Below are 22,431 nucleotides of genomic sequence, written 5' to 3'. Positions count from 1 at the left end.
CGGCTAGCCGACGCTTACTTTCCTGCCCCGATTCCAGAGCAAGAACGGCAGTCCCGAGAGCAGCGCCCGGAGCGCCGCCTCGCTCTGATGCAGGCCGTTGAGCGAGACGCGCGGCAGCGCGTGCAGATGCTGCGCGTGCTCGGCGAAGAGGTGCCCCGGCCTTGTCGTCACGGCGCTGGCGAACCCGGCTTCCTTCGCCAGCGTGAATTCGCGCGGGCCGGCGGAGCCGGGATCGCCGACCGGATAGGCGAAGTGGCGGATGGGCATGCCAAGCGCCTCCTCCAACCAGGCCTTGCTCTCGACGATCTCGCGGCGCGCGACCTCTTCCGGGTGCTTGGCCAGCATCGGGTGGCTGAGCGTATGGGCGCCGATGGTGACGCCGGGCGCGCCGGCGAGCGAGCGCAAGGTCTCGGCCGGCAGGCATTCGCGCTCGACCAGCGCCGCAGGATCGATGCCGGCCTCTCCCGCAAGCCCGGAAATCGTCGAGAGCAGAATCGCTTCCGGCTCCTTGCGCAGACGCCAGTAGAGCTGGTCGAAAGCTTTCTGCTTCTGCACATCACTACTCGCGGGCACATCGAAGCGGCCATCGGGCAGGTCGAGCGCGATGTGCGGCAGGACCCGGATCGCCTCCTCCAGCTCCAGCCACCAGAGCCGCGCCGTGCGCTCGGCAAAGCCGCGCACGACATAGAGCGTCCACGGCGCCTCGTGCCTGGCCAGCACCGGCCAGGCATGGTCGAGATTGTCGCGATAGCCGTCATCGAAGGTGAGCGCGACGAAGAAGCGGCCGGGCCTGGGATCGGCCAGTCGCGCCAGCGCCTCGTCGAGCGAGACGATGTCGTAGCCCTCGGCGCGGATCTGGGTCAGCGCCCGGTCGAGGAAGCCAGGCGTGATCTCGAGCAGCCCGTTCGGCCGGAAGCCCCCGGCCGCCGCCGGGCGGACATGGTGCAGCGTCAGGATCGCGCCCTTACCCTGGGCCAGCCCCCTGCCCCAGCGGTCGGCACCGGTCGCCGCGATCATCCGGAACGCGGCGGAAAAAGCCTTGTGGCGCAGGCTCATGCCCCGCGTCTCCGAGACATCGATTCAACCCTTCGCTAACGCTGTTCGGCGATGGCGTCATGCAACGCCGGCGATCATGGCAGGTCCGTTCACAATGCCGGGTTAAGGATCGCGGCATGTCCGCCGTCGCCGATAGCGCGCCCAGCCTGCCTGTCCTTCCTGCCTTGCGGCGGGACGCAGAAGTGCACCCCTGGCACAGGCTCGGCGTCAGCAGCGATATCGCCGCGCTGGAAGCCGACTGGCGCGCGCTCGAAGCGGGCGCCCTGGTGACGCCCTACCAAGCCTATGACTGGGTCCGGCCTTTCGTCGAGACGATCGGGCGAGCCGAAGCCATGGAGTTCCGCTTCGTCCGGGCCGAAGATGAGCAAGGCGAGCTGCTCGCACTGTTCCCACTGGTGATCACGCGGCGCCTGAGCACGCGCTTCGCCGAGTTCATCGGCGGTAAGCACGCCAATTATCATATGGCCCTGTATCGACCGGATTTCGCCGCGGCGCTCGATGCAGCGACAACGCAGTCGCTGCTGAAGGAAATCGGCGCGACTCTCGGCGGGATCGACGCGCTGTTCCTGATCAACCAGCCGGTCGCCTGGCAGGGCATCGCCAACCCGCCGGCAAGGCTCGCCGCGGGGCAGAGCCCGAGCCGCGCCTACAAGCTCGCGCTCGAACCCGGCGATGGCGAGGGCACGCTCCGGCGCTCGATGAGCAAGCATGCCCGCAAGAAGCTGACGACGAAGCGCAACCGCTTCGCCGAGCTCGGCCCGTCCGAGCTGGTCCGGGCCCGCGGCGAAACCGAGATTGCGCGCGTGCTCGACACCTTCCTGGCGCAGAAGGCCGCCCGCTTCGCCCAGATGGGCGTGCCCGACCCGTTCGCCGCGCCGGCGATCCGCGATTTCCTGCATCGCGGCGCCATCGGCAGCCCCGGCCATCCGCCGGTGATCGAACTCTATTCCCTCGACCTCGCTGGCCGTCCGGTGGCAACCTATGTTGGGGCCGCCCAGGACAAGCGCTTCTCCGGCATGGCGACCTCCTTCGACCTCGCCTCCGGCGCGGCGCGCAGCAGTCCGGGCGAGATCCTTCTGGTCGAATTGATCAGACACAAATGCCAGGCCGGCCTGACCATGTTCGATCTCGGCATCGGCGAGGCGCGCTACAAGACGACGATCTGCGACGACAGCGACGATCTGGTCGACACCTTCTTTCCGTTGACCGCCAAGGGCCGTGCCTACGCCAGCTACAGCCGGGCCAAGCGCGCGCTGAAGCGGCGGATCAAGGCCTCGCCTGTCGCGCTCAAAGCGGCGCAACGCGTCCTTGGCTGGCTGAGGCGCCGCAAGCCAGGCGACGTGGACGAATAACCCGCTCCTGCCATATGCTGACAAGAAACTAGGATTGATCTGCCCGCACAATTCACGGAGCGGGCGACATGACGATCATCAGCGGCAGCTGCCATTGCGGCGCGACGAAGTTCGAGGTTCTGGAGCCGGTCACCGAGGTGGTCGCCTGTACCTGCTCGATCTGCTCCAATCGCGGCGCGCTATGGAGCTACCACAAGCCCGCCCAGTTCCGGCTGCTGACGCCACGCGAGAGCCTTTCGACCTATCGCTGGCAGAGCAAGATGGTGGCGCATCATTTCTGCGGCGAGTGCGGTTGCACCACCTTCACCGAATCGCCGGACTGGTCGAGCGGCGAGCCCGATTTCGACAATCCGAAGGTCGCCGTGAACGCGCGCGTGCTCGACGATTTCGATCTCGGCGCCGTTCCGGTCAGGGCGATCGACGGCAAGAACCTCTGGTAGCGGCCTTCAGGCCGGCACCGGGTCCTTCTCCTGCACGGCGAGCTCGACCCGCTCGGGCGCATCGACCATGATCAGCGCAATCGGGGCGCCGGTCAGGTCGGTCAGGCGATAGGCGGCCTCGACGGCGTGGCCGTTGCCGGCATGGCCGGCCATGACCAGCGCGCCCTGGGCTCGCGCCAGCAGCGGCGACAGAACCTCGGCTTCGTCGGTCGAGGCGGCGGCGACCAGCACCCAGTCATAGGTCTCACAGAGCGCATCGAGGGCGACGTCGACGATGTCTGGCGCCGCCAGCACCGCGTGCCGACCGGCCCGGCCCGGCGCGATCTCGTGCAGGCGCGAATCCTCCTCGCGGGTGATGATGTCGGAGAACATCGCCTCGCCGGCGAGCAGCTCAGAGAAGCCGGCGCGGTCGCGGCCGTCACTGGCGAGATCGACCAGGATGCAGCGGCTGCGCTCGGAGAGGAGCAGCGCCAAAGCGCGCGGCGAGGCTTCGCCCGGCTCCGCGCCATCGAGCACCAGGACGAGCGGCGCATGGCCCTCGCTCGCCTTGTTGACGCAGGCGGCGAGTTCGGCCGCGCCGGCATCGGGATCAGTGAGGTCGAGATGGAGCTGGCCGATGCGTCCGCCATGGGTCAGCAGGCCGGCAATGCGCTCGCGGCGACGTGGCGGTGGGGCCGCGGCCTCGACTTCGTCGCCCTCTTCCTCGGAGCCGACAGCCGGCTCGACACGGCCCGGCGCCCTGCGCCGCGGCGCATCTTCGGCCGGCGCCGGCGAGCCGCCGTTCAGCAGTTCACGCGAGACCACCGCCGCCAGTGCCACCAGGAAGGTCGCCAGCGTCGCGACGAGCATCGTCGGCAGCTTCTTCGGGAAGGACGGCTCGGTCGGCTCGATGGCGCGCGAAATGACCCGCGCATCGGCTGGCGTTGCATTCAGACTGTCGCGGGCGAGCGCCTCGCGATAGCGCAGCATGTACTGTTCGAGCTGGTCGCGCTGGGTCCGCGCCTCGCGCTCGAGCGCGCGCAGCTGGACCTCGTCGTCATTGGCGCCCGAGGCGGTCTTCTTCTGGCCTTCGAGCGCAGCGGTGACGCTCTCGACGCGCTGGCCGGCGATCTTGGCCTCGTTCTCCAGCGTGCGCACGGCGCGCTCGGCGGCGGCGCGGATCTGGCCCTCGAGGTCGGCGAGCTGGGCGTTCAGCTCCTTGATGCGCGGATGCTCGGAGAGGAGGTTGCGCGATTCGAGCGCCAGCTGGGCCCGCAGGTTGACGCGCTGCTCGATCAGCCGGCGGACGAGATCGTTGTTGGCGACATCGGGAATCTCGAAGGTACGCCCGGCCTTGATCGCGTCACGGATGATCGAGGCCTTGGCCTGCGACTCGGCCTGCTGGTTCCGCGCATTGGAGAGCTGCGTCGACAGGTCGGCGAGCTGCTGCGCGGTGATCGTCGTGTTGTTGGCGCCGACGAGAAGGCCGTGGCGGGAGCGGAACTCCTCGACCTTGGCCTCCGATTCCGCCAGCCGCTTGCGCAGCGGCTCGATTGTGGTCGAGAGCCAGGACGAGGCGCTGCGGGCCGTATCCTGCTTGGCCGCCTCTTGCATCTCCAGATAAACGGCAGCGATCTCGTTGGCCGCCTTGGCGGCGAGCGCCGGATCCTGCGAGGTGAACTCGATCGAGACGATGCGCGAGCGCCCAACCGGGAAAACCAGGAGCCGGTCGTAATATTTCTCCAGCACCCGCTCCTCCGGCGACCGGTCAGCCGGATGGGCGCCGATGCCGAGCAGGACACCGACCTTCTTCAGCGCGCCGAGCGCCCCGGCACCTGAGTCGAATTCCGAATTGCCGACCAGGCCGATCCGCTTGATCGCCTCCCGCGCCAGATCGCGCGACATGATGACCTGGACCTGGCTCTGCACGCCCTCGGAGTCGAATTGCTGGCCGGAGCTCTCCGACGGCGCCTGCCCCGGCCGCGTGTAGAAACTGTCGCGGTTTTCGAGCAGCAGCCGTGCCTCGCCGGTGTAGCGCGGCGTGACGGCATTGACCGCGATGAAGGACAGCCCGAGCGCGGCCAGCGTCGGCCCGATGATCCAGAGCTTGCGCGCCTTGATCGCGGCCCAGAGGGCCGGCAAGTCGAGCAGATCGGAGCGGCTCTCGCCAGCGGCCGCAACGGTATCGTAGCGAGCGGTCATGAGGCTTCCATTCACGCAGAACTCTCGCATCTCGCGAGAGACGCAGCGTCATGTGAGCCCATTAAGGTTAGTGGTGGGTTAAGAGCCGCAACCTTTAATATGCCCCGAAGGGTCGGCCGATCAGGTTTTGTTAACCATGACGACCTATCCCTAGGGGCATGTCTCGATGGGTCCGCCGGTGATGATGAGTAGACATCCCGTCTGTCTGGCGCTTGCCGCCGCGCTCGCCCTTGCCGGCTGTGCGCCGCGCATGGTCGCACCGGAATTCGCCGTCGAGACGGCCGCGCCCTATCAGCTCGCCAGCGGCGATCGCTTACGCGTCATCGTCTTCGGCCAGGACAACCTCTCCAACGTCTATGCCGTCGACGGCTCCGGGCGGATCTCGATGCCGCTGATCGGCGCGGTCGAGGTTCAGGGGCGCACGACGCAACAGCTCGAACGAGCGATCGAGGCGAAGCTGCGCGGCGGCTATCTGCGCGAGCCCAGGGTTTCGGTCGAGGTCGACGCCTACCGCCCCTTCTTCGTGCTCGGCGAAGTCACCAATTCCGGCCAGTTCCCCTTCGTCAACGGCATGACGGTGCAGACGGCCGTGGCGATCGCTGGCGGCTTTACGCCGCGCGGCCAGCGCAATTATGCCGAGGTCACCAGGCTGATGGACGGCCAGCTCGTCACCGGCACGGTGCCTGTCACCTATCCGGTCAGGCCGGGCGACACGATCGTGATCAAGGAACGCTGGTTCTGACCACGACCCGGAGCGTTTGACCATGTCCGCCGCGGCCGGCTCCGCTCCCCTGACGATCCTGCACGTCTTCCGCGCACCGCTCGGCGGCCTCTTCCGCCATGTGCTCGACCTCGCTCGCGGCCAGATCGCGCGGGGCCACGCCGTCGGCATCTTCTGCGATTCGACGACTGGCGGCGCGCGCGCCGACCAGGTCTTCGCCGAGCTCGGGCCGCAGCTCTCGCTTGGTGTCACGCGTGTTCCGATGTCGCGCTACCCGAGCCTCACCGACATGCGCGCGCAAGCTTCAGCTGCGTCGATACGCAAGCGAATCGCACCGCAGGTCGTGCATGCGCACGGCTCGAAGGGCGGCGTCTATGCCCGCCTGCCCGCTCTGGTCTCACCCCGGCGGAGCTATGCCACCGCCTATACGCCGCATGGTGGTAGCTTCAACTACAAGCCGGGCAGTGGCGAACACCGCATCTATATGGCGATCGAGCGCCTGCTCGAGCCGGCGACGGACATGTTCCTGTTCGAGAGCGCCTTCATCGCCGGGCGCTTCGAGGCCTGTACCGGGCACAAGCCGCGCACCGACCACAGGATCGTGCTGAACGGGATTTCGGAGGCAGAGTTCGAGCCGATCGATCATTCCGAGGCCGCGTTCGATCTCGTCTATCTCGGCGAACTGCGCTCGGCCAAGGGGGTCGACACGCTGATCGAAGCGCTCGCGCTGCTGAAGCGCCGCGACGGGCTGACGCCGCGCATCCTGATCGTCGGCTCCGGCCCGGACGAAGCGCTGCTGCGACAGATGACGGTCGACCAGGGCGTCGCCGCGCAATGCGTGTTCGAGCCACCGGGGCCGATTCGCGACGCGCTCGCCAAGGCGCATGTGATGGTGATCCCGTCGCGGGCGGAATCGCTGCCTTACGTCATCCTGGAGGCGGCAGCGGCAGCACAGCCGCTGATCGCGACCGATGTCGGGGGCATCAAGGAGATCTACGGCCCCGGCCATGCCGGCCGGCTGATCCCGCCGAACGAGCCGACCGTCCTGGCCGACACGATCCGGAAGACGCTGGCGACACCAGCAGCCGAGAGGCTGGCGCAAGCGGCCGATCTCGCCGAGCATGTGAAAGCCAATTTCCGGCTCGACGCCATGGTCGACGGTGTTCTCGACGCCTATCGGGCCGCGCTCGGTAAGCGTGTCGGCTGAAAGCCGGCTGAGCGGTATCTGCTGATCGACCGATCCGGAGCGGTACCTTGCCGGTAGAATAATCTTCTGGGTTCGCGCATCCTCCTCACAGGATGCAGGATCAACCGTGCCCCCAGGAGGACACCATGGCGAAGCAGGAACGATCGCTCAGCGAACTCTACGGCGACGATCCGGAGCGCGGCGACGCCCTGGCCTTCGGCCGCCGTACGGGTTCCTCGCGCCGCGGCTTCCTGGGTGGCGCCGGGCTCGTGACGATGGGCGCCGCGGTCGGCGGCACGATCCCGTTCTCGGAGCATATGCCGGCCGGGCTGATCCCGGCCGCACTGGCGCAGGGCGCACCGCCCGCCTCCCCCGCCCCATCCTCGGCACCGGCGGCAGCCGCTGCGCCGAAGGGGCCGCAACTGCTCGATTTCCCCGGCAAGGCCAAGGGCCTCGTCTTGCTCGGCGACCGGCCGCTCGTCGCCGAGACCCCCGAGCACATGCTCGACGACGACACCACGCCGTTCGAGAAGTTCTTCGTGCGCAACAACGGCCTGACGCCCGACGATTTCAAAGAGGGCGACGCCTGGGAGTTCTCGATCGACGGCGAGGTCAACACGCCGCTGAAGCTCAAGCTCGGCGAGCTCAAGCAGAAGTTCACGCACAAGACCTATCGCACGGTGCTGGAATGCGGCGGCAATGGCCGCTCCTTCTTCCAGCCGCAGGCGCGCGGCAACCAGTGGAGCAATGGCGGCGCCGGCTGCGCCGAATGGACAGGCGTGCCGCTCGCCGACGTGCTGCAGAGCGCCGGCATCAAATCGAGCGCCGTCCACACCGGCAATTACGGCGCCGACCAGCATCTCTCCGGCGAGGCGGGCAAGGATGCGATCTCGCGCGGCGTGCCGATCGCGGCTGCGCTCGAGCCGCATGCGCTGCTGGTCTGGGCGATGAACGGCCAGCCGCTCCCGGCCATCCATGGCGGGCCGCTGCGGGTGGTCATCCCCGGCTTCCCGGCCTCGGTTTCGCATAAATGGCTGAAGCGGATCGCGATCCGCGACAAGGAGCATGACGGCCAGGGCATGGGCGGCACCTCCTATTCGGTCGCGATCAAGCCGATGATCCCCGGCGGCAAGACCGACGATGCCAATATGCGCACCATGACCGATATGCCGGTGCGCGGCATCATCACCAATCCGGCGAACGGCACACGCATCGCAGCCGGAACCCGCAAGCTCGCACTGCGCGGCGCGGCCTGGGACGGGCACGAGGGGGTCTCGCGTGTCGACGTCTCGATCGATTTCGGCGCGACCTGGAAACAGGCCAAGGCGGCCGAGCCACGCAACCGTTATGACTGGCGGCGCTGGACGGCCGAGGTCGAACTGCCCTCCGACGGCTATTACGAACTCTGGGTCCGCGCGACCGACAGCAAGGGCCGGGCGCAACCGCATGTCGCCGGCGGCTGGAACCCGCAGGGCTATGGCGCCAATCCGATGCACCGGGTCGCGGTGCTGGTCGGGTGAGCGCCATGACCACCCGCTTTCGCCGCGCCGGGCTCGTGCTCGGCGCGGGGCTTCTGTTCGCCGCGTCGTCGGCGCTGGCGCAGGCCCCTGCCCCGTCGGAGGAGACGCCGGAGATGTTCCCGGCCGGGCCCAACCGCGACGAGGCCTTCTATGCTTGCATCGCCTGCCACAACTTCAAGCTGGTCGCAGCGCAGGGACTGAGCCGCGAGAAGTGGGGCGAGACACTCGACTGGATGGTCAGCAAGCACAACATGCCGGTCCTCGCCACGGACGAGCGCGGCAAGGTGCTCGACTATCTCGCCGAGGTCTTTCCGCCCAAGGCGCCGGCCCAGCAGGGCGGGTGGAAGAACCCGTTCCTGAACTGAGTGGTTTCGGCTCACTCCCCGTCATTCCGGGGCAGGCCGAAGGCCTGAGCCCGGAACCCAGAACCGATGCCGTATCCGAAGAAGTCCGTCGGCTGTCGCACCTCCACGATGGCTGACAGCGGTTCTGGATTCCGGGCTCGGCGCTTCGCGCCGCCCCGGAAAGACGGCGCACTATTCAGAACAGCTTGAGCGCGACCACGCCGGCGATGACCAGCGCGATGCCGAGCCAGCCGGCCGGGCGGATGCGCTGGCCGAAGGCAAGCGAGCCGACCACGGCCGTCAGCACCAGGCCGACGCCGCCCCAGACGGCGTAGGCGACCGAGAGGTCCATGCCGCGGATCGCCTGCGCCAGGGCGGCGAAGGCACCGACGACGCAGAGCACGCCGAGGGCGCCGACGAGACGACGCTTCAGCCCGTCGGAGAGCTTGAGCAGGCTGGTGCCGATCACCTCGAGGGTGACGGCAAGTGCGAGCCAGGCCATTGCGAAGGCCTGCGCGGAAGCAGCGAAGGTCACACCAGCCTCCGCTCATCCTTCTCAGGCGCGTCGTGGCCGACGCCGCGTTCCAGCAGCACGATGCCGCCGATGATCAGGGCCAGCGCCAGGATGCGCGAGACCGTCAGATGCTCGGCGAAGAAGGCATGGCCGATCAGGGCGATGCCGACGATGCCGAGGCCTTCCCAGACCGCGTAGGCGACGGCCATGGGGATGACGCGCAGCGCGACGCTGAGCAGGGCGAAGGATAGTCCGATCAGCACGAGCGGCAGGACCGCGACGAGGACCGGGGCCGCGACGAAGGCCTTCAGCGCCGATGTCGCGAGCAACTCGACGGCGATGGCCGCGAGCAGGATCAACCAATGGAAAGACATAAGTCACACAGGGGCGCTGGCCCAGGGCGCAGGCGGCGCGGGTGCGGCGTCTGCGGGGTGCGCATCGTTAGCGTTTAAAAGACGATGTTAGAGATGAAGGGAGCGCTCAGGCTTTCGCCGAAGGCCAGCACACCACCATGCCCAAATGTTACGGAAATACCCGTGGGCAAAGTCGATAAAATATGTGCTTCTCAGACACTCATCGAGGCCTTAAGTGCCTGAATCTATGCTTTTGTCAACTCGACCATAACTTTTGCGGTACTTTTTGACTCATTTCCGGCTGACAAGACCATCGGCTAATACCTTGAAGGCCCGAGCGAAAATCGACCTTTCCATACGTCTGGAAAAAGATGCTCCGCCGCCGCCGTTTTGGGGCGTCCCCGATGGCGTAAAATCGCTTCAAATCCCGATCGCTTCCGCAGAGTCCGATTAAGTCTTCCGAGAGCAATTTGCGCTAGGTCACGAGGGCTTTCAGCGCGGCTGCGTGTCGCCGCGCGCGAGGACTGGACGAGATGGGCGCTTTCGACGTTCGCGACCTGATCAAGGCGGATTCGGCCGGCACCGCGCCGACCAGCGGGGAGCCCGCCAGCACGCGGGCCTTCCATCCGCTGGCCGAGCGGATCGCCGCCATGCCCGTCAAGCAGACGCTGTCGCCAGTGCTGATCGAGGGCTTGGTGCGTCTCGCCGATGTGCTGGTGATCCTCGGCGTCGGCGGGCTGGTCTTTGCCTTCTACGTCGCCGGCGCGGTTGACTACATCCTGCCCTATCAGGTCACCGTACCGCTGCTGGCGATCGGCGCGCTCGCGGTCTTCCAGGCCCTGCGTCTCTACCATGTCGGCGCGTTGCGCAACTTCATCACCATGGCGGTGCGGGTCACCGCCGGCTGGACCGTGCTGTTCCTGCTGGCCCTCGCCGGCTTCTTCTTCCTCAAGGTCGGCGACCAGGTTTCGCGCGTCTGGCTCGCGGGATTCTACACCGTCGGGCTCGTGCTGCTGCTCGCCGAACGACTGACGGTCTCGCTCATCGTGCTGCGCCTTACCCGGATGGGCCGGCTCGAGCGGCGCACCGCGATCGTTGGCGGCGGTCCGGCCGGCGAGGAGCTGATCAAGGCGCTGGAGGCCCAGCGCGACACGGGCTTTCGCATCTGCGGCGTGTTCGACGACCGCAATGACGAGCGCTCGCCCGATCTCGTCGCCGGCTACCCCAAGCTCGGCACGATCGACGATCTCGTCGAGTTCGCGCGCCGCACCAAGCTCGACCTCGTGATCTTCACGCTGCCGATCTCGGCCGAAGCGCGCCTGCTCACCATGCTGCGCAAGCTCTGGGTGCTGCCGATCGACATCCGGCTCTCGGCCCATATGTCGAAGCTCCGGTTCCGGCCGCGCTCCTATTCCTATATCGGCGCCGTCCCGGTCCTCGACGTCTTCGACCGGCCGATCGCCGACTGGGACATCGTCGTCAAATGGCTGTTCGACAAGATCGTCGGCACATTGGCGCTGATCGCACTCTCGCCGCTGATGCTGGCGACCGCCATCGCGGTCAAGCTCGACTCAAAGGGGCCGGTCCTGTTCCGCCAGAAGCGCTACGGCTTCAACAACGAGATGATCGAGGTGCTGAAGTTCCGCTCGCTCTATCACGAGATGAGCGACCACGCCGCCGCCAAGCAGGTGACCAAGAACGATCCGCGCGTCACCCGCGTCGGCCGCTTCATCCGCAAGACCTCGATCGACGAATTGCCGCAGCTCCTCAACGTCGTGTTCAGGGGCAATCTCTCGCTGGTCGGCCCGCGTCCGCACGCGATCCACGCCACGGCCTCGAACCGCGCCTATGAGCAGGTCGTCGACGGTTATTTCGCCCGCCACAAGGTCAAGCCCGGCATCACCGGCTGGGCCCAGGTCCATGGCTGGCGTGGCGAGACCGACACGGAGGACAAGATCCAGCGCCGCGTCGAGCACGATCTCTATTACATCGAGAACTGGTCGGTGCTGCTCGACCTCTACATCCTGATCAAGACGCCGTTCTCGCTGATGACCAAGAACGAGAACGCCTATTGAGCACGCTGACACAAGGACAAGGCGGTGAAGTTCGCCGCCGGCGGCTGACGATCTCTTATGCCGCGATCAAGCGCGGCACGCTGTGGCTGCTGCTGGCGGTGAGCTTCGTCGCGCTGATCGAGCCCTCTCCTTACGAATTCGTCTTCCCGATCACGCTGCTCGTTTTCGCGCTCACCGGCATCCGCTTCTCCCAGAAGCTGCTACCCATGGCGGTGCTGCTGCTCGTCTACAATATCGGCGGCGTGATCGCGCTGATCCCCTGGATGGACGAGTCGGCCTCGGTGCGCTTCACCGCCGTCTCAGTCTATCTGATGATCACTGCGATCTTCTTCGCGGCGATCATGGCGGAGGATCCGCTCGGCCGGCTGGAGACGCTGCGCAAGGGCTATCTCTTCGCCGCCTGGTGCGGGGGTCTTGCTGCGGTGCTCGGCTATTTCGATGTCGGCGGCCTCTCCGGCGTGTTCACCTACGCCTCCCGGGCATCGGGCACGTTCAAGGACCCGAACGTGCTCGGGCCTTTCCTGGTGCTGCCGCTGATCTATCTGCTGCACGCGGTGCTCATCGGTCGCATCGGGCTGGTGAAGGGCTTTCTCCTGTTGAGCATCCCGCTGCTGGCGCTGTTCCTGTCGTTCTCGCGCGGCGCCTGGGTCAATCTCGCGGTGTCGGCGCTGCTGATGATGGGGCTGACCTTCCTGACCTCGACCAGCACGTCGCAGCGCGCCCGCATCGTCTTCCTGACCCTGGTCATGCTGCTGGTGGTGGTGGTGGCGCTGCTGGTCGCACTCTCCTTCGAGAACATCCGCAGCGTCTTCGAGATTCGTGCTAGCCTGGACCAGGACTACGATCAGGGCGTCACCGGCCGCTTCGGCAACCAGTTGCGCTCAATCCCGATGTTGCTGGAGCTGCCGAACGGCTTCGGACCGCTGCGCTTCCGTTTCACCTTCCCGGAAGACCCGCACAACGTCTACATCAACGGCTTCGCCTCCTATGGCTGGCTCGGCGGCTTCGCATACCTCGCGCTCACGGCCGCGACCTGCATTGCCGGCTGGCGTGCCGTGTTCCGCCGCACGCCGTGGCAGGGACATGCGATCGTGCTCTGGTCGGTGCTGTTCATTACGATCCTGCAGGGCGTGCAGATCGACACAGACCATTGGCGGCATTTCTATTTGCTGCTCGGCCTGATCTGGGGGCTGGCGGCGCTACCCGCGCCGGCCTCGGATGCTCAGCGCTCCTTGCGCACCACGACGTAGGTGTAGGTCGTCACAAAGCGCCAATCGGTTCTGGCCGCGAGCCGGTTGAAGGCGGCGTCGAGACCGCGCAGGCCCGGCATCCGGTCAAAATAGCCATGGCCCCAAAAGGGCTGGATGCGGGTGTCGCGGAAGCCGGCTCGCTGCAGCATCGGCTCGAGCGCGGCGCTGCTGCCGCGGCAGCGATCGTAATAGGCCGGGAAGACCGGAGCGTTGCCGCCCTCGCGCCGCGCCGGGAAGAGCGCGTGCACGATGGCGCGCGAGGCCTTCTTCGGCAGGATATGGTTGAGCGCGAAGACCGGGGCCCACAAAGTCGGGACGAAGGCGAGGCCGATTCCGCCGGGCGCCAGCAAGGCGTGGATGTTGCTCCAGGCACGCTCGACGTCATGGACATGCTCGAAGACCATGCGCGAGACCATCATGTCGTAGCCGCCGCGGGCGATGTCCGGCTCGGAAAGATCGCCGGCGATGTCGAAGCGAGCGGTGCGCAGCCCCTCCGGCGTCAAGGCGAGCTCGCCAGCGTCGATGTCGTTGACGACGAGGTCGAGCCCGTAGCGGTGCGCCTCCTCTGCGGTGAACAGCGGATCGCGACCGCCACCGATCTCGCAGAGCCGCTTCAGGCGGAACTGGTGCATCAGCGCGAGGATCGTCGCCTCGTAATGGTCCCAGGCCCAGCTGGAATGCCAATCGGGCTGGAGCCCGACGAAGAATCTTTCGAGCGAGCCCCTGCCCGTCGCGACGGCGGTCTGCGGCCGCAGCGACCGACGATCGGTCAACGCCGTCGACATGACGATATGTCCCGTTTCCTGCTGTGAGACGCCGACCCTGCGCCTGCGGTGGAGGCAGCGCAATCGAAGCCCTAAGAAACGGTTAACACCCGGCTGGCCGAACCGCCCCGAAACGGGACGGCCGCCCTCTGATCCCGCATGCGCTGCACCGAACGACGATGTGGTTGCAGAGATACTCGGCCACCAAAGGTCAAGGCCGATGAAGACGCGCGGACGGCCTCCCGTCAGCGAGACCCTGCGCGATTCAGGACGTCGTGACTCGCCCCCTGCGGCCGCGCTGAACCGGTGTTGCACGAGGTCTTACGATCGGCTCCATCCTGGCGAAGACCGGATTGGGCTTATGGTCGAGCGCGGCTCCGGTGGCCACGTCGACACCCATGCCGATCACGCCACCGATCAGGACGTTGCCCGCGAAACCGGCTGCACCGCCGCCACTGACATCGGTCGTGACATTGACCTGCTGGTCCTTGTGACCCTCCAGCGAGAATGTCGCGACAAACTCCTGGCGCCGCGAGATCGGCAACGTGCATGGTGTTGTCGGACAGGTCAGCCCGGTCGAAGTCCGCATCTCTGCTCCAGGTGGCTCGGAATTAAACGTCACGTCATTCGTCGTGCCACGCGTAACCGTGCCGCACGCGCCCAGCCCGAGCGCGACGGCGCATGCCATCAGCTTCTTCATGTGATCGCCGCCCCATATTCCCCATACCGGGAGTTGCACAGGCGCCTGCATTCGTCGACCGGCGCTGCAAGTTTTCCACAGCGGCCGCGCGTTCCGCCGAAGCGTCAGCGGCACTCGGTCAATTCGCCGTTGCTGACCTTGTGCGTTTGGCAGGTCGCTGGGCGTGTTTCCTCGCGAGAGCAGGCAGAGGTCATCAGAGCGATGAGCAGCGAAGCGACAATGAGAGTGCAGGGCCGGAAGGACATGCGAGTATCCGTCGGGACTTTGTCGGGACTTTCTGTCTCGAACGGCGCGATTTGCTCGCGCTTCATTCCGGAGTCGAGAAACGACGCCGCCGAACGCGCTCGTACAAACAATTGAAATAAAAGAAAAAATGGTCGGAGCGAGAGGATTCGAACCTCCGACCCCTTGTCCCCCAGACAAGTGCGCTAACCGGGCTGCGCTACGCTCCGACGCGACGGCTTATAGAGGGCCGGCCGCCGCGATGCAACGCGGCAATTGCCGGGTCGTGCTGCTGGATTCACAGCTGCCGGTCATCGTGCGGAGGCGGCGCGACCTCGGCCGGCGTTATGCCTCTCCGACCCGAGCGGCGGACCAGCGTGCGGATCAGGCCGGCAAGCACGATCACCAACGGCAGAGCCAGCGCCGCATTGTTCTCGAGCGCGAGCCAGATCGAAGCGGCCAGCGTCGCGATGATACCCAGGATCAGGAGGATATTGGTCATGCCTGCCTCCGTCCGGCTACGGAGCGCCTGGCGGCGAAGCGACGCCCCGCGCCACGGCCAATCCACCATTCAGCCGGCCAACCATATCCCGACTTTCCCGGCGAAGCAGGGGACGGTCAAGCGAAGTTCGCTGCGGGACGTCGGCTTGGGCGCGAGGGTCGCTTGACGGCGGGGCCAGAGTTACGTTTGGCGCGACGCGCGCTCCTCGGACGAGGCGGATGCAAGTCTGCGTCGGCAGTCAACGCAGATGCAGGCGAGGACTCGACCATGGCGGATGTCATATTGAAGGGATCAACGACGTGCGCGAGGGTTCGTGCGCCGATCCGCGCCTGCGCGTCGGCATAGTCGGCCGCCTGATCGCGCACCCTGTCAGCGATGGCCTCGAAAAGCTGGAACATCATGGCATTGTTCTCCGTGCCGCATCGCGGCTCCGCGAGGACAACGCGCGAAGACGGCATAGGTGCCGCTGCCGCGCATTTCCTGGCATGAAACGCCGATCGGGACTTTGCCGACAGCGGCAGAATCGTCTTGATTGAGTCGGGACTGGAGGCCACCGCATGACCACGCCCTGCATCATCACGGTCGCGATCACCGGTTCGCTGCCGAGCAAGCGCGACAATCCGGCGGTCCCGATCACGATTCCCGAGCAGGTCAGAATCGACGCAAGCGGCCTTCGAGGCCGGGGCGAGCCTGGCGCATTGCCATGTCCGCAGCGACGAGGGCGCGCCGACTTCCGACCCCGAGCGCTTCGGGCTGCTGCTCGAAGGCCTGCGCAAGCATTGCCCCGGCATGATCGTGCAGTTCTCGACCGGCGGGCGTTCCGGCGCAGGCCGCGAGCGCGGCGGCATGATTCCGCTCAAGCCCGACATGGCCTCGCTTTCGACCGGCTCCTGCAACTTCCCGACCCGGGTCTACGAGAACAGTCCGGAGCTGGTCGACTGGCTCGCGGCCGAGATGAAGGTCCATGGCGTCAAGCCGGAGATCGAGGCCTTCGACCTGTCGATGATCTTCAAGGCGGTCGAGATGGGTGTGGCGGGCGCGATCGAGGGGCCGCTGCATGTTCAGTTCGTCATGGGCGTCAAGAACGCCATGCCGGTCGACCGCACCGTCTTCGAATTCTACATCGCAACGCTGAAGCGCCTCGTCCCCGACGCGACCTGGACCGGTGCCGGCATCGGCCGCGACCAGATCACGCTCAACCGCTGGTCGCTCGAGCTCGGCGGCCACTGCCGTACCGGGCTGGAAGACAATGTCCGGCTCGACCGCGACAGGCTGGCGCCGTCGAACGCCGCGCTGGTCGAGCGCATCGTCGCGCTCTGCCCCGAATATGGCCGCCGACCAGCCAGTGCGGCGGAGGCGCGGCGCCTTCTGAAACTGCCCGAAGCTGCATGAGGCGCGCCCGCAAGATCAAGGTTTTGTTAACGTATTCTGTTCAAATGCGGTTCACAGAGCGAACATTACCTTCATGATACTGGCATCGATTCGTGGAGGCCCGTCATGACCCTGGACTGGCGTAACAGCCTGATGCTCGGCTTCATCGCGGCCGTGTTCGTCGCCTGCCTGTTCGGCCCCTATATGATCTCGGTGATGCTCGGCGGGCTCGGCCTGATGTGCTATCTCTCGAAGCACATCAGGCCCGGTGCATAACCCGCGTCAGGCCGCGCGCGCCTGACGTTCCGCCACCCAATCCCGCACCAACCGCAGATCCGCCTGCGACAGGCCATGCCCCGTCGGCAGGCTGCGATGCGAGACGGCGGCCCCTGCCCCGCTGAGCGTCGCCGCCAACCGCGCCGCATTCTCCTCCGGCACGACCGGGTCGACGCTGCCGGAAACGATCAGCACCGGCTTGCCACCCAGCGTCGCCGCAGGCGGCTTGACGAAGGGCGACATCGCTCGCAGCAGCACGGCCCCCGAGAGCACCTCTGGCCTCAGGAGCAGCATCGCAGCGGCAATGTTGGCGCCGTTGGAGAAGCCTAGCGCGATCGGCGCCGGCAGCCCATGCTCCGCTCTCGCCTGCTCGATGAAATCGGCGAGCTCATGCGTGCGCCGGCGCAGATCGTCCTCGTCGAGGATGCCCTCGGCCAGCCGGCGGAAGAAGCGCGGCATGCCGGCTTCCAAGGTGCGGCCGCGTGGCGAGAGCAACGCCGCGCCCGGCGCGACGGTGCGCCCGAGCGGCAAGAGATCGTTCTCGTCGCCGCCGGTGCCGTGCAGCAACAGGAGCGGCGGCAGGCCGGGCGCGGTCCCCGGCTCGAAGCGATGGACAAAGGTTTCGGACGCGCTGGTTGATACAGGAAGTGCCATGGCACGGCCTCCTTTCACGATGAAGTTCGGTGAGGAGCGCCCGCCCGAAAGCGGAGCGCATTTTGAGTGTCAAGCCAGCGCCGGCAGGATGGCCTCGATCTCGGCGCGGCGCGGCTCGTACTGCGCCGGCAGCTTGAGCGTGCTGCCGAGATCGTCGGCCGGCTCGTCGATGGCAAAGCCGGGCGCATCGGTCGCGATCTCGAACAGCACACCGCCAGGCTCGCGGAAGTAGACGGAGCGGAAATAGAACCGGTCCCTCTGCTCCGTGGGTCGCAGGCCGAACGTCTCGGTCAGCGTCTTCACCATCCGCGCCTGCTCCGCGTCGTCGCCGGCGCGGAAAGCGATATGGTGCACCGAGCCTGCGCCCATCCTCGCCGGCAGGAAGCCGCCGGCAGCGCGCAGGTCGACGACACCGCCATGGGCCGTGCCTTCAGCCCGCATGCGGACGGTATTGCCGTCGCGGCCGGCTTCGACGAAGCCGAAGACGTCGCGCAGGATCGCTGCAGTGGTCTCCGTCTTGTCGAGCAGCAGGGTGACGCCGTGGAAGCCGCGGATCGCGAATTCGACGGGCACCTCGCCATTGTCCCAGGCCGGCTCGCTCTCGCTGCCGGGCACCGCGACCAGCGCGAGCCGCATGCCGTCCGGGTCGCGGAAGGCAAGCACGGTCTCGCCGAAGCGCTTCTGGGGCACGTCATGTGCGACACCGCTCGCGATGAGCCGATGCGTCCAGTAGCCGATCGCCGCTTCCGGGATGCGGAAACTGGTCACCTCGGTCTCGCCGACGCCGAGCCGGCCGGCCGCGACATGATCCCAGGGGAAGAAGGTCAGGATTGTGCCCGGGCTGCCGCCGGCATCGCCGAAATAGAGATGCCAGGTTGTCGGATCGTCGAAGTTCACCGTCTTCTTGACCAGGCGCAGGCCGAGGACGCGGTTGTAGAAATCGAGATTGCGGCGCGCCGGGCCGGCGATGGCGGTGACGTGGTGGATGCCGTTGATCTGCATGATGTCGTCCTCCGGGCTGCAAGGGGCTGCCCTCGTTGACGCCAAGATGGGGCGGCGAGACCGGAAAGTCAGTGGCTCATCATTGCTCTGATGCAATGTCGATCTGTCGATATACCAACTGGAATTGCGATCAAGCTGAGAGCAGTTTCTGTTGCAGCCCAACCCGGTCCTTCGGAGAATAACCATGATCGATACCCGTTTCGCTCCTTATGGCGCGCTCGCCCTGCGCATCGCGCTCGGCACCATGTTCATCGCCCACGCCTATCTGAAGCTTGCCATCTTCACCGTTCCCGGCTTCGCCGGCTTCCTCGGCCAGATCGGCCTGCCCGGCCTCCTCGCCTGGCCGATCATCCTGGCGGAGACGCTCGGCGGACTTGCCATCCTCACGGGCTTCTATGGCCGCTATGTCTCGCTCGCCTTGCTGCCGATCCTGCTCGGCGCGCTCAGCGTCCACGCCCCCAATGGCTGGCTGTTCACCGCCCCGAACGGCGGCTGGGAATATCCCGCCTTCCTTGCGCTCACCGCCCTTGCCCATGTCCTGATCGGCGATGGCGCCCTGGCGCTGCGTCCGGCCGGCACTGCACCGAAGCCCGCCCTCGCCTGAACGTCATCTCGTTGTCAGCCAGAACGGGCGACAGGTTGCTGCAACCTGTCGCCCGTACCATGTTCAGGGCAGCCTCTTTCGCCCGGAGCCGTCCCTTGCCGAATGCCGCCTCACCTATCGCTTGGGACGATTTTCGGCTGATCAGGGCCATCGCCGAAGCGCGCAGCCTTCCAGCCGCCGCCGAGCTGATCGGCCTCAACCACTCCACCGTCTTCCGCCGGCTCGGCCAGATCGAAGCTTCTCTGGGCACGCGCCTGTTCGAGCGACACCGCTCCGGCTATGTGCCGACACCCGCGGGCGAGGAGATGGCCGGCCTGGCCGAGCGGCTGGAAACCGACATCGCCGGCTTCACCCGCCGTCTCGCCGGCCGCGAGATCCTGCCGGCGGGCGAATTGCGCGTCACCACCAACGACTCGCTATTGGTCGAGCTGCTGACGCCGCTCTTTGCCGCCTTCATGAGGCAATGCCCGGACATCAAACTCGATGTGCTGCTCGGAAACCAGGCCCTCAATCTCAGTAAGCGCGACGCCGATGTCGCGATCCGCGCCACAGACAATCCGCCAGAGAACCTGATCGGCCGGCGCGTCGCCCAGATCGGCTGGGCGCTGTACGGGCGCGCGATCGACTTTCCGGAGGGCGCCCCCTCCGACCAGGCGGAACTTACGCAGCTGCGCTGGATCTCGCTCGGCGACCAGTTCAGCAATTTCAAGGTGGTGCAATATCGGCAAAAGCACATCCCGGCCGACCAGACGGTCTACAAGCTCAACACCGTTCTGGGGCTTGCGGAAGCGGTCGAGGCCGGCATCGGCATCGGCTTCCTGCCCTGTTTCATCGCCGACAAGCGCCCCGCGCTGGTGCGACTCGCGCCACCACAGACCGGCTACGCCGCCGATCTCTGGCTGCTCACCCATCCTGATCTACGCCACTCGCCGCGGGTGCGCCTCTTCCTCGACTTCATGGCCGCCGAGCTCACCAAGCTACGGCCACTGATGGAAGGCGGCGCGACAGGCCGGGAGGACGCCGAGGCGCCCTCGCCGGCAGAGGCCTGAAGAACGGCCGGATCAGGCGTCAGGCCGCCTGGCGGTTGACCCCGGATTCCGCCAGCTTGGTCAGCTTGCTGTCGGCGGCATGTTCCTCGTCGAGGTTCTGCTGCAGCAGCGCGGCGCAATCCTCGCGGCCGAGCTGCTTTGCCCAGGCGGTCAGCGTGCCGTAGCGGGTGATCTCATAGTGCTCGACGGCCTGCGCCGCGGCGATGATCGCCGCATCCAGCACCTGCTTGTCCTCGACTTCGCCGGTCACCTCGTCAGCCTCCTCGAGGATGCCGTCGATCGCCGGGCAGTCGACGCCCTTGGCTTCGGCGCCATGCTGCTGGAAGACCTGTTCGAGCCGGCGGATATGGCCTTCGGTCTCGCCCAGATGAGCCTGCAGCCCGCTGCGCAGCTGCGTATCCGTCGCTTTTTCGATCATCTTCGGCAGCGCCTTGGTGATCTGCTTCTCGGCGTAATAGATGTCCTGGAGCTGATGCACGAAGAGATCGTCCATCGTCTTGATATCCTTGGAAAAGAGGCCCATGCCTTCCTCCTGTTCGAGTTGTCCGGATTGCTGTCCGACGCCGCCTGCCGGCAACGTGCTTCCCTGTCGCTGCAACGTATGCGGCTGCGAACTGTTCCGGAGTTCCGATGATGGATGCGGCCTGCGTTCACCTGAGCTAGGCTCGTGCCATGGAACTGCTCATTCCCCTGCTCGCCGGCATGGCGCTGATCTGGCTGGTCGGCCGCCACGTCCCCTGGAACGCCAAGCTGATGACCGTCGTCGTGACCCTGGCGGTCATCGTCGTGATCGTGCTGCTCGAGCGCAACGGCTTCTGGCCCGAGGCGTTCCGGCGGCAGTGAGCCGCCGGCTCAGCTTGGCGAGCTGCCTCAGGAGACGAGCTTCAGCCCGACGATGCCGGCGACAATCAAGCCGATGCAGGCGAGACGCAGCGCCGTCGCCGGCTCGCCGAACAGGATGATGCCGAGAGTGGCGGTGCCGATCGTGCCGATCCCGGTCCAGATCGCATAGGCCGTGCCGAGCGGCAGGCTCTTCAGCGCGAGGCCAAGCAGGCCAAGGCTCACCACCATGCTGCCGACCGTCAGAACGGTCGGGATGAGGCGGGTGAAACCGTGCGTGTATTTCAGCCCGATCGCCCAGCCGATTTCGAACAGACCGGCAAAGAAAAGATAAGTCCAGGCCATGGCGGCCCTCCTCATGAGAAGGGCGGGGTCGTCCACGCCTGTTAGGAAACGCAGGCTCAAGGCACCGCGGAGGTCGTCCTCGCGGCTGATCTAACGATCCTTGCTCAGAGGTTCAAGCGCCGGCAGCGCTCAGGCGTCCTCCGCGGCCGCGGTCGCCAGGGCGCTGTGTAGCAGGCGGCGGCATTCGATCAGTTCGGAAAGCGTTGCCTTCAGGAAGGCAAGATCGTCGGCGCCAATCAGCGGCTGGGCCGAACGCGGCAGGGAGGAAAGCAGCGCCTTCGCGGCGAAACCCGGCTCGGCGACAGCTGCAGGATGATGGTACTGCGCCGATGGCGGCGCCGGCATCGGCTCCGGGCGCGCCGGTGCGGTTGACGCAGCAGGCTGGGCAGCGGGAGCGCCGAGGATTTCGCCGCCGCGGCCGATCGCCTGGACATGGCGCGGCCCCTGTTCCTTCAGGATGCGCTGCAGGCCCTTGATGGTATAGCCCTCGCCGTAGAGCAGGCGGCGGATGCCCTTCAGCAGGGCGACATCGTCGGGCCGGTAATAGCGCCGGCCGCCGCCGCGCTTCAGCGGCTTGATCTGGGAGAAGCGCGTTTCCCAGAAACGCAGGACATGCTGGGGAATGTCGAGGTCGTCTGCGACCTCGCTGATGGTTCTGAATGCGTCTGGGCTCTTGTTATCCAATTCGGCCTCATATGCGCCGTCGTGGAACTCCAGAGTCACTCTTCCTCGCCCGCGCCGTTCAGTCCGTTGATCTTCGCCTTCATCACGTTCGACGGCTTGAACACCATCACGCGACGCGGCTCGATCGGAACTTCGACGCCGGTTTTCGGATTACGCCCGATTCGCTCGCCTTTGTCGCGCACCACGAAGGAGCCGAACGAGGATAATTTGACGTTTTCCCCACGCGCGACCGCGTCGCAGATTTCGTCCAACACCACTTCGACGAGCTTGGACGACTCTGTCCGCGACAGGCCGATCTTCTGATAGACTGCCTCGCACAGGTCAGCCCGCGTAATCGTTTGCCCCGCCATCAGTTCCTCCAAGGCGTTTCTTCAAACAGCGGCGTCCCTATCAACCTCGCCCCACCGGAGCCGGACGCTAGGCGGC

26 protein-coding genes, 1 tRNA gene and 1 pseudogene are annotated in these 22,431 nt (G+C 66.5%); 13 read left to right on the top strand and 15 right to left on the bottom strand.

All coding sequences use genetic code 11. The annotated features are described in order from the left end of the window. Positions 1 to 3 precede the first annotated feature (3 nt). A complete protein-coding gene (locus QO058_RS27290; protein ID WP_284169350.1) occupies positions 4 to 1,056 on the bottom strand; it encodes a polysaccharide deacetylase family protein in 1,053 nt (350 codons plus the stop codon). Positions 1,057 to 1,172: 116 nt separating this feature from the next. On the opposite strand from QO058_RS27290, the gene QO058_RS27285 reads away from it, so the two are divergent. Next, entirely contained in the window at positions 1,173 to 2,408 is a 1,236-nt protein-coding gene (locus QO058_RS27285; RefSeq protein ID WP_284169349.1) for a GNAT family N-acetyltransferase, read from the top strand. A gap of 68 nt (positions 2,409 to 2,476) precedes the next feature. Further along, complete coding sequence (locus QO058_RS27280) at positions 2,477 to 2,848, top strand: GFA family protein (RefSeq protein WP_284169348.1); 372 nt, start codon at positions 2,477 to 2,479, stop codon at positions 2,846 to 2,848. Positions 2,849 to 2,854: 6 nt separating this feature from the next. Here the strand turns inward: QO058_RS27280 and QO058_RS27275 are convergent, their stop codons facing one another. Further along, entirely contained in the window at positions 2,855 to 5,029 is a 2,175-nt protein-coding gene (locus tag QO058_RS27275) for a GumC family protein (protein ID WP_284169347.1), read from the bottom strand. A gap of 184 nt (positions 5,030 to 5,213) precedes the next feature. On the opposite strand from QO058_RS27275, the gene QO058_RS27270 reads away from it, so the two are divergent. The 4 genes from QO058_RS27270 (at position 5,214) to QO058_RS27255 (ending at position 8,821) form a co-directional block, all read left to right on the top strand. Next, a complete protein-coding gene (locus tag QO058_RS27270; protein ID WP_284169346.1) occupies positions 5,214 to 5,771 on the top strand; it encodes a polysaccharide biosynthesis/export family protein in 558 nt (185 codons plus the stop codon). Between the two features lie 22 nt (positions 5,772 to 5,793). Continuing rightward, positions 5,794 to 6,957: a glycosyltransferase gene (locus tag QO058_RS27265; RefSeq protein ID WP_284169345.1), complete on the top strand. Its 1,164-nt coding sequence runs from the start codon at positions 5,794 to 5,796 to the stop codon at positions 6,955 to 6,957. Positions 6,958 to 7,082: 125 nt separating this feature from the next. Beyond that, entirely contained in the window at positions 7,083 to 8,456 is a 1,374-nt protein-coding gene (locus tag QO058_RS27260; RefSeq protein WP_284169344.1) for a sulfite oxidase, read from the top strand. A 5-nt stretch (positions 8,457 to 8,461) separates the two neighbouring features. Further along, entirely contained in the window at positions 8,462 to 8,821 is a 360-nt protein-coding gene (locus tag QO058_RS27255) for a hypothetical protein (protein WP_284169343.1), read from the top strand. A 175-nt stretch (positions 8,822 to 8,996) separates the two neighbouring features. Here QO058_RS27255 and mdtI read toward each other — a convergent pair whose 3' ends face one another. Continuing rightward, a complete protein-coding gene (gene mdtI / locus QO058_RS27250) occupies positions 8,997 to 9,335 on the bottom strand; it encodes a multidrug/spermidine efflux SMR transporter subunit MdtI (protein WP_284169342.1) in 339 nt (112 codons plus the stop codon). Beyond that, entirely contained in the window at positions 9,332 to 9,688 is a 357-nt protein-coding gene (locus QO058_RS27245) for a DMT family transporter (protein ID WP_284169341.1), read from the bottom strand. The genes mdtI and QO058_RS27245 overlap by 4 nt, the downstream gene beginning before the upstream one ends. 512 nt (positions 9,689 to 10,200) lie before the next feature. Here QO058_RS27245 and QO058_RS27240 point away from each other — a divergent pair. Both QO058_RS27240 and QO058_RS27235 read left to right on the top strand, forming a co-directional pair. Further along, positions 10,201 to 11,742, top strand: coding sequence for an undecaprenyl-phosphate glucose phosphotransferase (locus QO058_RS27240; protein ID WP_284169340.1), 1,542 nt, complete (start codon positions 10,201 to 10,203; stop codon positions 11,740 to 11,742). Beyond that, entirely contained in the window at positions 11,739 to 12,992 is a 1,254-nt protein-coding gene (locus tag QO058_RS27235) for an O-antigen ligase family protein (RefSeq protein WP_284169339.1), read from the top strand. The genes QO058_RS27240 and QO058_RS27235 overlap by 4 nt, the downstream gene beginning before the upstream one ends. On the opposite strand, the gene QO058_RS27230 is transcribed toward QO058_RS27235, so the two are convergent. The 5 genes from QO058_RS27230 to QO058_RS27210 form a co-directional block, all read right to left on the bottom strand. Further along, positions 12,965 to 13,777 carry a class I SAM-dependent methyltransferase gene (locus QO058_RS27230; protein ID WP_284169338.1) on the bottom strand — a complete coding sequence of 271 codons (813 nt, stop codon included), beginning with the start codon at positions 13,775 to 13,777 and terminating at the stop codon, positions 12,965 to 12,967. The two genes, QO058_RS27235 and QO058_RS27230, sit on opposite strands and share 28 nt — an antisense overlap. Before the next feature lie 244 nt (positions 13,778 to 14,021). After that, a complete protein-coding gene (locus QO058_RS27225; protein ID WP_284169337.1) occupies positions 14,022 to 14,456 on the bottom strand; it encodes a translation initiation factor 2 in 435 nt (144 codons plus the stop codon). 374 nt (positions 14,457 to 14,830) lie between these two features. Continuing rightward, positions 14,831 to 14,908, bottom strand: a tRNA-Pro gene (locus QO058_RS27220). Between the two features lie 68 nt (positions 14,909 to 14,976). Then, on the bottom strand, positions 14,977 to 15,180 hold the full coding sequence (locus tag QO058_RS27215; protein ID WP_284169336.1) for a hypothetical protein: 204 nt from the start codon (positions 15,178 to 15,180) through the stop codon (positions 14,977 to 14,979). Between the two features lie 116 nt (positions 15,181 to 15,296). Further along, a complete protein-coding gene (locus QO058_RS27210) occupies positions 15,297 to 15,581 on the bottom strand; it encodes a hypothetical protein (protein WP_284169335.1) in 285 nt (94 codons plus the stop codon). Positions 15,582 to 15,737: 156 nt separating this feature from the next. On the opposite strand from QO058_RS27210, the pseudogene QO058_RS27205 reads away from it, so the two are divergent. Further along, positions 15,738 to 16,572, top strand: a pseudogene (locus QO058_RS27205) (3-oxoadipate:acetyl-CoA acetyltransferase). Positions 16,573 to 16,677: 105 nt separating this feature from the next. Next, positions 16,678 to 16,827 (top strand): hypothetical protein, encoded by a 150-nt coding sequence (locus QO058_RS27200; protein WP_284169334.1) that lies wholly within the window; start codon positions 16,678 to 16,680, stop codon positions 16,825 to 16,827. Positions 16,828 to 16,833: 6 nt separating this feature from the next. On the opposite strand, the gene QO058_RS27195 is transcribed toward QO058_RS27200, so the two are convergent. Next, positions 16,834 to 17,481: an alpha/beta hydrolase gene (locus QO058_RS27195; protein ID WP_284169333.1), complete on the bottom strand. Its 648-nt coding sequence runs from the start codon at positions 17,479 to 17,481 to the stop codon at positions 16,834 to 16,836. A 69-nt stretch (positions 17,482 to 17,550) separates the two neighbouring features. Then, the gene (locus QO058_RS27190; protein ID WP_284169332.1) at positions 17,551 to 18,483 is read right to left on the bottom strand and encodes a ring-cleaving dioxygenase; all 933 of its coding nucleotides are present in this window, start codon (positions 18,481 to 18,483) and stop codon (positions 17,551 to 17,553) included. Positions 18,484 to 18,667: 184 nt separating this feature from the next. Here QO058_RS27190 and QO058_RS27185 point away from each other — a divergent pair, with 184 nt between their 5' ends. Further along, entirely contained in the window at positions 18,668 to 19,087 is a 420-nt protein-coding gene (locus QO058_RS27185) for a DoxX family protein (protein WP_284169331.1), read from the top strand. Positions 19,088 to 19,182: 95 nt separating this feature from the next. Next, positions 19,183 to 20,136 carry a LysR family transcriptional regulator gene (locus tag QO058_RS27180; protein ID WP_284169330.1) on the top strand — a complete coding sequence of 318 codons (954 nt, stop codon included), beginning with the start codon at positions 19,183 to 19,185 and terminating at the stop codon, positions 20,134 to 20,136. Positions 20,137 to 20,155: 19 nt separating this feature from the next. Here the strand turns inward: QO058_RS27180 and QO058_RS27175 are convergent, their stop codons facing one another. Beyond that, on the bottom strand, positions 20,156 to 20,659 hold the full coding sequence (locus QO058_RS27175; protein ID WP_284169329.1) for a YciE/YciF ferroxidase family protein: 504 nt from the start codon (positions 20,657 to 20,659) through the stop codon (positions 20,156 to 20,158). Positions 20,660 to 20,808: 149 nt separating this feature from the next. On the opposite strand from QO058_RS27175, the gene QO058_RS27170 reads away from it, so the two are divergent. Then, positions 20,809 to 20,979, top strand: a complete 171-nt coding sequence (locus tag QO058_RS27170) for a hypothetical protein (RefSeq protein WP_156412303.1) — start codon at positions 20,809 to 20,811, stop codon at positions 20,977 to 20,979. A gap of 27 nt (positions 20,980 to 21,006) precedes the next feature. Here the strand turns inward: QO058_RS27170 and sugE are convergent, their stop codons facing one another. The 3 genes from sugE to QO058_RS27155 all read right to left on the bottom strand — a co-directional run bounded on the left by sugE (position 21,007) and on the right by QO058_RS27155 (position 22,355). Then, entirely contained in the window at positions 21,007 to 21,321 is a 315-nt protein-coding gene (gene sugE / locus QO058_RS27165; RefSeq protein WP_284169328.1) for a quaternary ammonium compound efflux SMR transporter SugE, read from the bottom strand. A gap of 129 nt (positions 21,322 to 21,450) precedes the next feature. Next, on the bottom strand, positions 21,451 to 22,005 hold the full coding sequence (locus QO058_RS27160) for a MerR family transcriptional regulator (protein ID WP_284169327.1): 555 nt from the start codon (positions 22,003 to 22,005) through the stop codon (positions 21,451 to 21,453). A 35-nt stretch (positions 22,006 to 22,040) separates the two neighbouring features. Then, entirely contained in the window at positions 22,041 to 22,355 is a 315-nt protein-coding gene (locus QO058_RS27155; RefSeq protein WP_284173039.1) for an integration host factor subunit alpha, read from the bottom strand. Positions 22,356 to 22,431 lie beyond the last annotated feature (76 nt).

It is taken from the genome of Bosea vestrisii (assembly GCF_030144325.1).
In the GTDB taxonomy this organism is placed as follows: domain Bacteria; phylum Pseudomonadota; class Alphaproteobacteria; order Rhizobiales; family Beijerinckiaceae; genus Allobosea; species Allobosea vestrisii_A.
The sequence above is the reverse complement of the archived record's forward strand: the minus strand, read 5'-3'. Positions and strand labels throughout refer to the sequence as shown.

What these genes read in the sequence shown, in the direction of transcription:
- QO058_RS27290 (WP_284169350.1), bottom strand. Translation starts at nt 1,056, where the DNA reads ATGAGCCTGCGCCACAAGGCTTTTTCCGCCGCGTTCCGGATGATCGCG.
- QO058_RS27285 (WP_284169349.1), top strand. Translation starts at nt 1,173, where the DNA reads ATGTCCGCCGTCGCCGATAGCGCGCCCAGCCTGCCTGTCCTTCCTGCC.
- QO058_RS27280 (WP_284169348.1), top strand. Translation starts at nt 2,477, where the DNA reads ATGACGATCATCAGCGGCAGCTGCCATTGCGGCGCGACGAAGTTCGAG.
- QO058_RS27275 (WP_284169347.1), bottom strand. Translation starts at nt 5,029, where the DNA reads ATGACCGCTCGCTACGATACCGTTGCGGCCGCTGGCGAGAGCCGCTCC.
- QO058_RS27270 (WP_284169346.1), top strand. Translation starts at nt 5,214, where the DNA reads ATGAGTAGACATCCCGTCTGTCTGGCGCTTGCCGCCGCGCTCGCCCTT.
- QO058_RS27265 (WP_284169345.1), top strand. Translation starts at nt 5,794, where the DNA reads ATGTCCGCCGCGGCCGGCTCCGCTCCCCTGACGATCCTGCACGTCTTC.
- QO058_RS27260 (WP_284169344.1), top strand. Translation starts at nt 7,083, where the DNA reads ATGGCGAAGCAGGAACGATCGCTCAGCGAACTCTACGGCGACGATCCG.
- QO058_RS27255 (WP_284169343.1), top strand. Translation starts at nt 8,462, where the DNA reads ATGACCACCCGCTTTCGCCGCGCCGGGCTCGTGCTCGGCGCGGGGCTT.
- QO058_RS27245 (WP_284169341.1), bottom strand. Translation starts at nt 9,688, where the DNA reads ATGTCTTTCCATTGGTTGATCCTGCTCGCGGCCATCGCCGTCGAGTTG.
- QO058_RS27240 (WP_284169340.1), top strand. Translation starts at nt 10,201, where the DNA reads ATGGGCGCTTTCGACGTTCGCGACCTGATCAAGGCGGATTCGGCCGGC.
- QO058_RS27230 (WP_284169338.1), bottom strand. Translation starts at nt 13,777, where the DNA reads ATGTCGACGGCGTTGACCGATCGTCGGTCGCTGCGGCCGCAGACCGCC.
- QO058_RS27225 (WP_284169337.1), bottom strand. Translation starts at nt 14,456, where the DNA reads ATGAAGAAGCTGATGGCATGCGCCGTCGCGCTCGGGCTGGGCGCGTGC.
- QO058_RS27215 (WP_284169336.1), bottom strand. Translation starts at nt 15,180, where the DNA reads ATGACCAATATCCTCCTGATCCTGGGTATCATCGCGACGCTGGCCGCT.
- QO058_RS27210 (WP_284169335.1), bottom strand. Translation starts at nt 15,581, where the DNA reads ATGATGTTCCAGCTTTTCGAGGCCATCGCTGACAGGGTGCGCGATCAG.
- QO058_RS27200 (WP_284169334.1), top strand. Translation starts at nt 16,678, where the DNA reads ATGACCCTGGACTGGCGTAACAGCCTGATGCTCGGCTTCATCGCGGCC.
- QO058_RS27195 (WP_284169333.1), bottom strand. Translation starts at nt 17,481, where the DNA reads ATGGCACTTCCTGTATCAACCAGCGCGTCCGAAACCTTTGTCCATCGC.
- QO058_RS27190 (WP_284169332.1), bottom strand. Translation starts at nt 18,483, where the DNA reads ATGCAGATCAACGGCATCCACCACGTCACCGCCATCGCCGGCCCGGCG.
- QO058_RS27185 (WP_284169331.1), top strand. Translation starts at nt 18,668, where the DNA reads ATGATCGATACCCGTTTCGCTCCTTATGGCGCGCTCGCCCTGCGCATC.
- QO058_RS27175 (WP_284169329.1), bottom strand. Translation starts at nt 20,659, where the DNA reads ATGGGCCTCTTTTCCAAGGATATCAAGACGATGGACGATCTCTTCGTG.
- QO058_RS27170 (WP_156412303.1), top strand. Translation starts at nt 20,809, where the DNA reads ATGGAACTGCTCATTCCCCTGCTCGCCGGCATGGCGCTGATCTGGCTG.
- sugE (WP_284169328.1), bottom strand. Translation starts at nt 21,321, where the DNA reads ATGGCCTGGACTTATCTTTTCTTTGCCGGTCTGTTCGAAATCGGCTGG.
- QO058_RS27155 (WP_284173039.1), bottom strand. Translation starts at nt 22,355, where the DNA reads ATGGCGGGGCAAACGATTACGCGGGCTGACCTGTGCGAGGCAGTCTAT.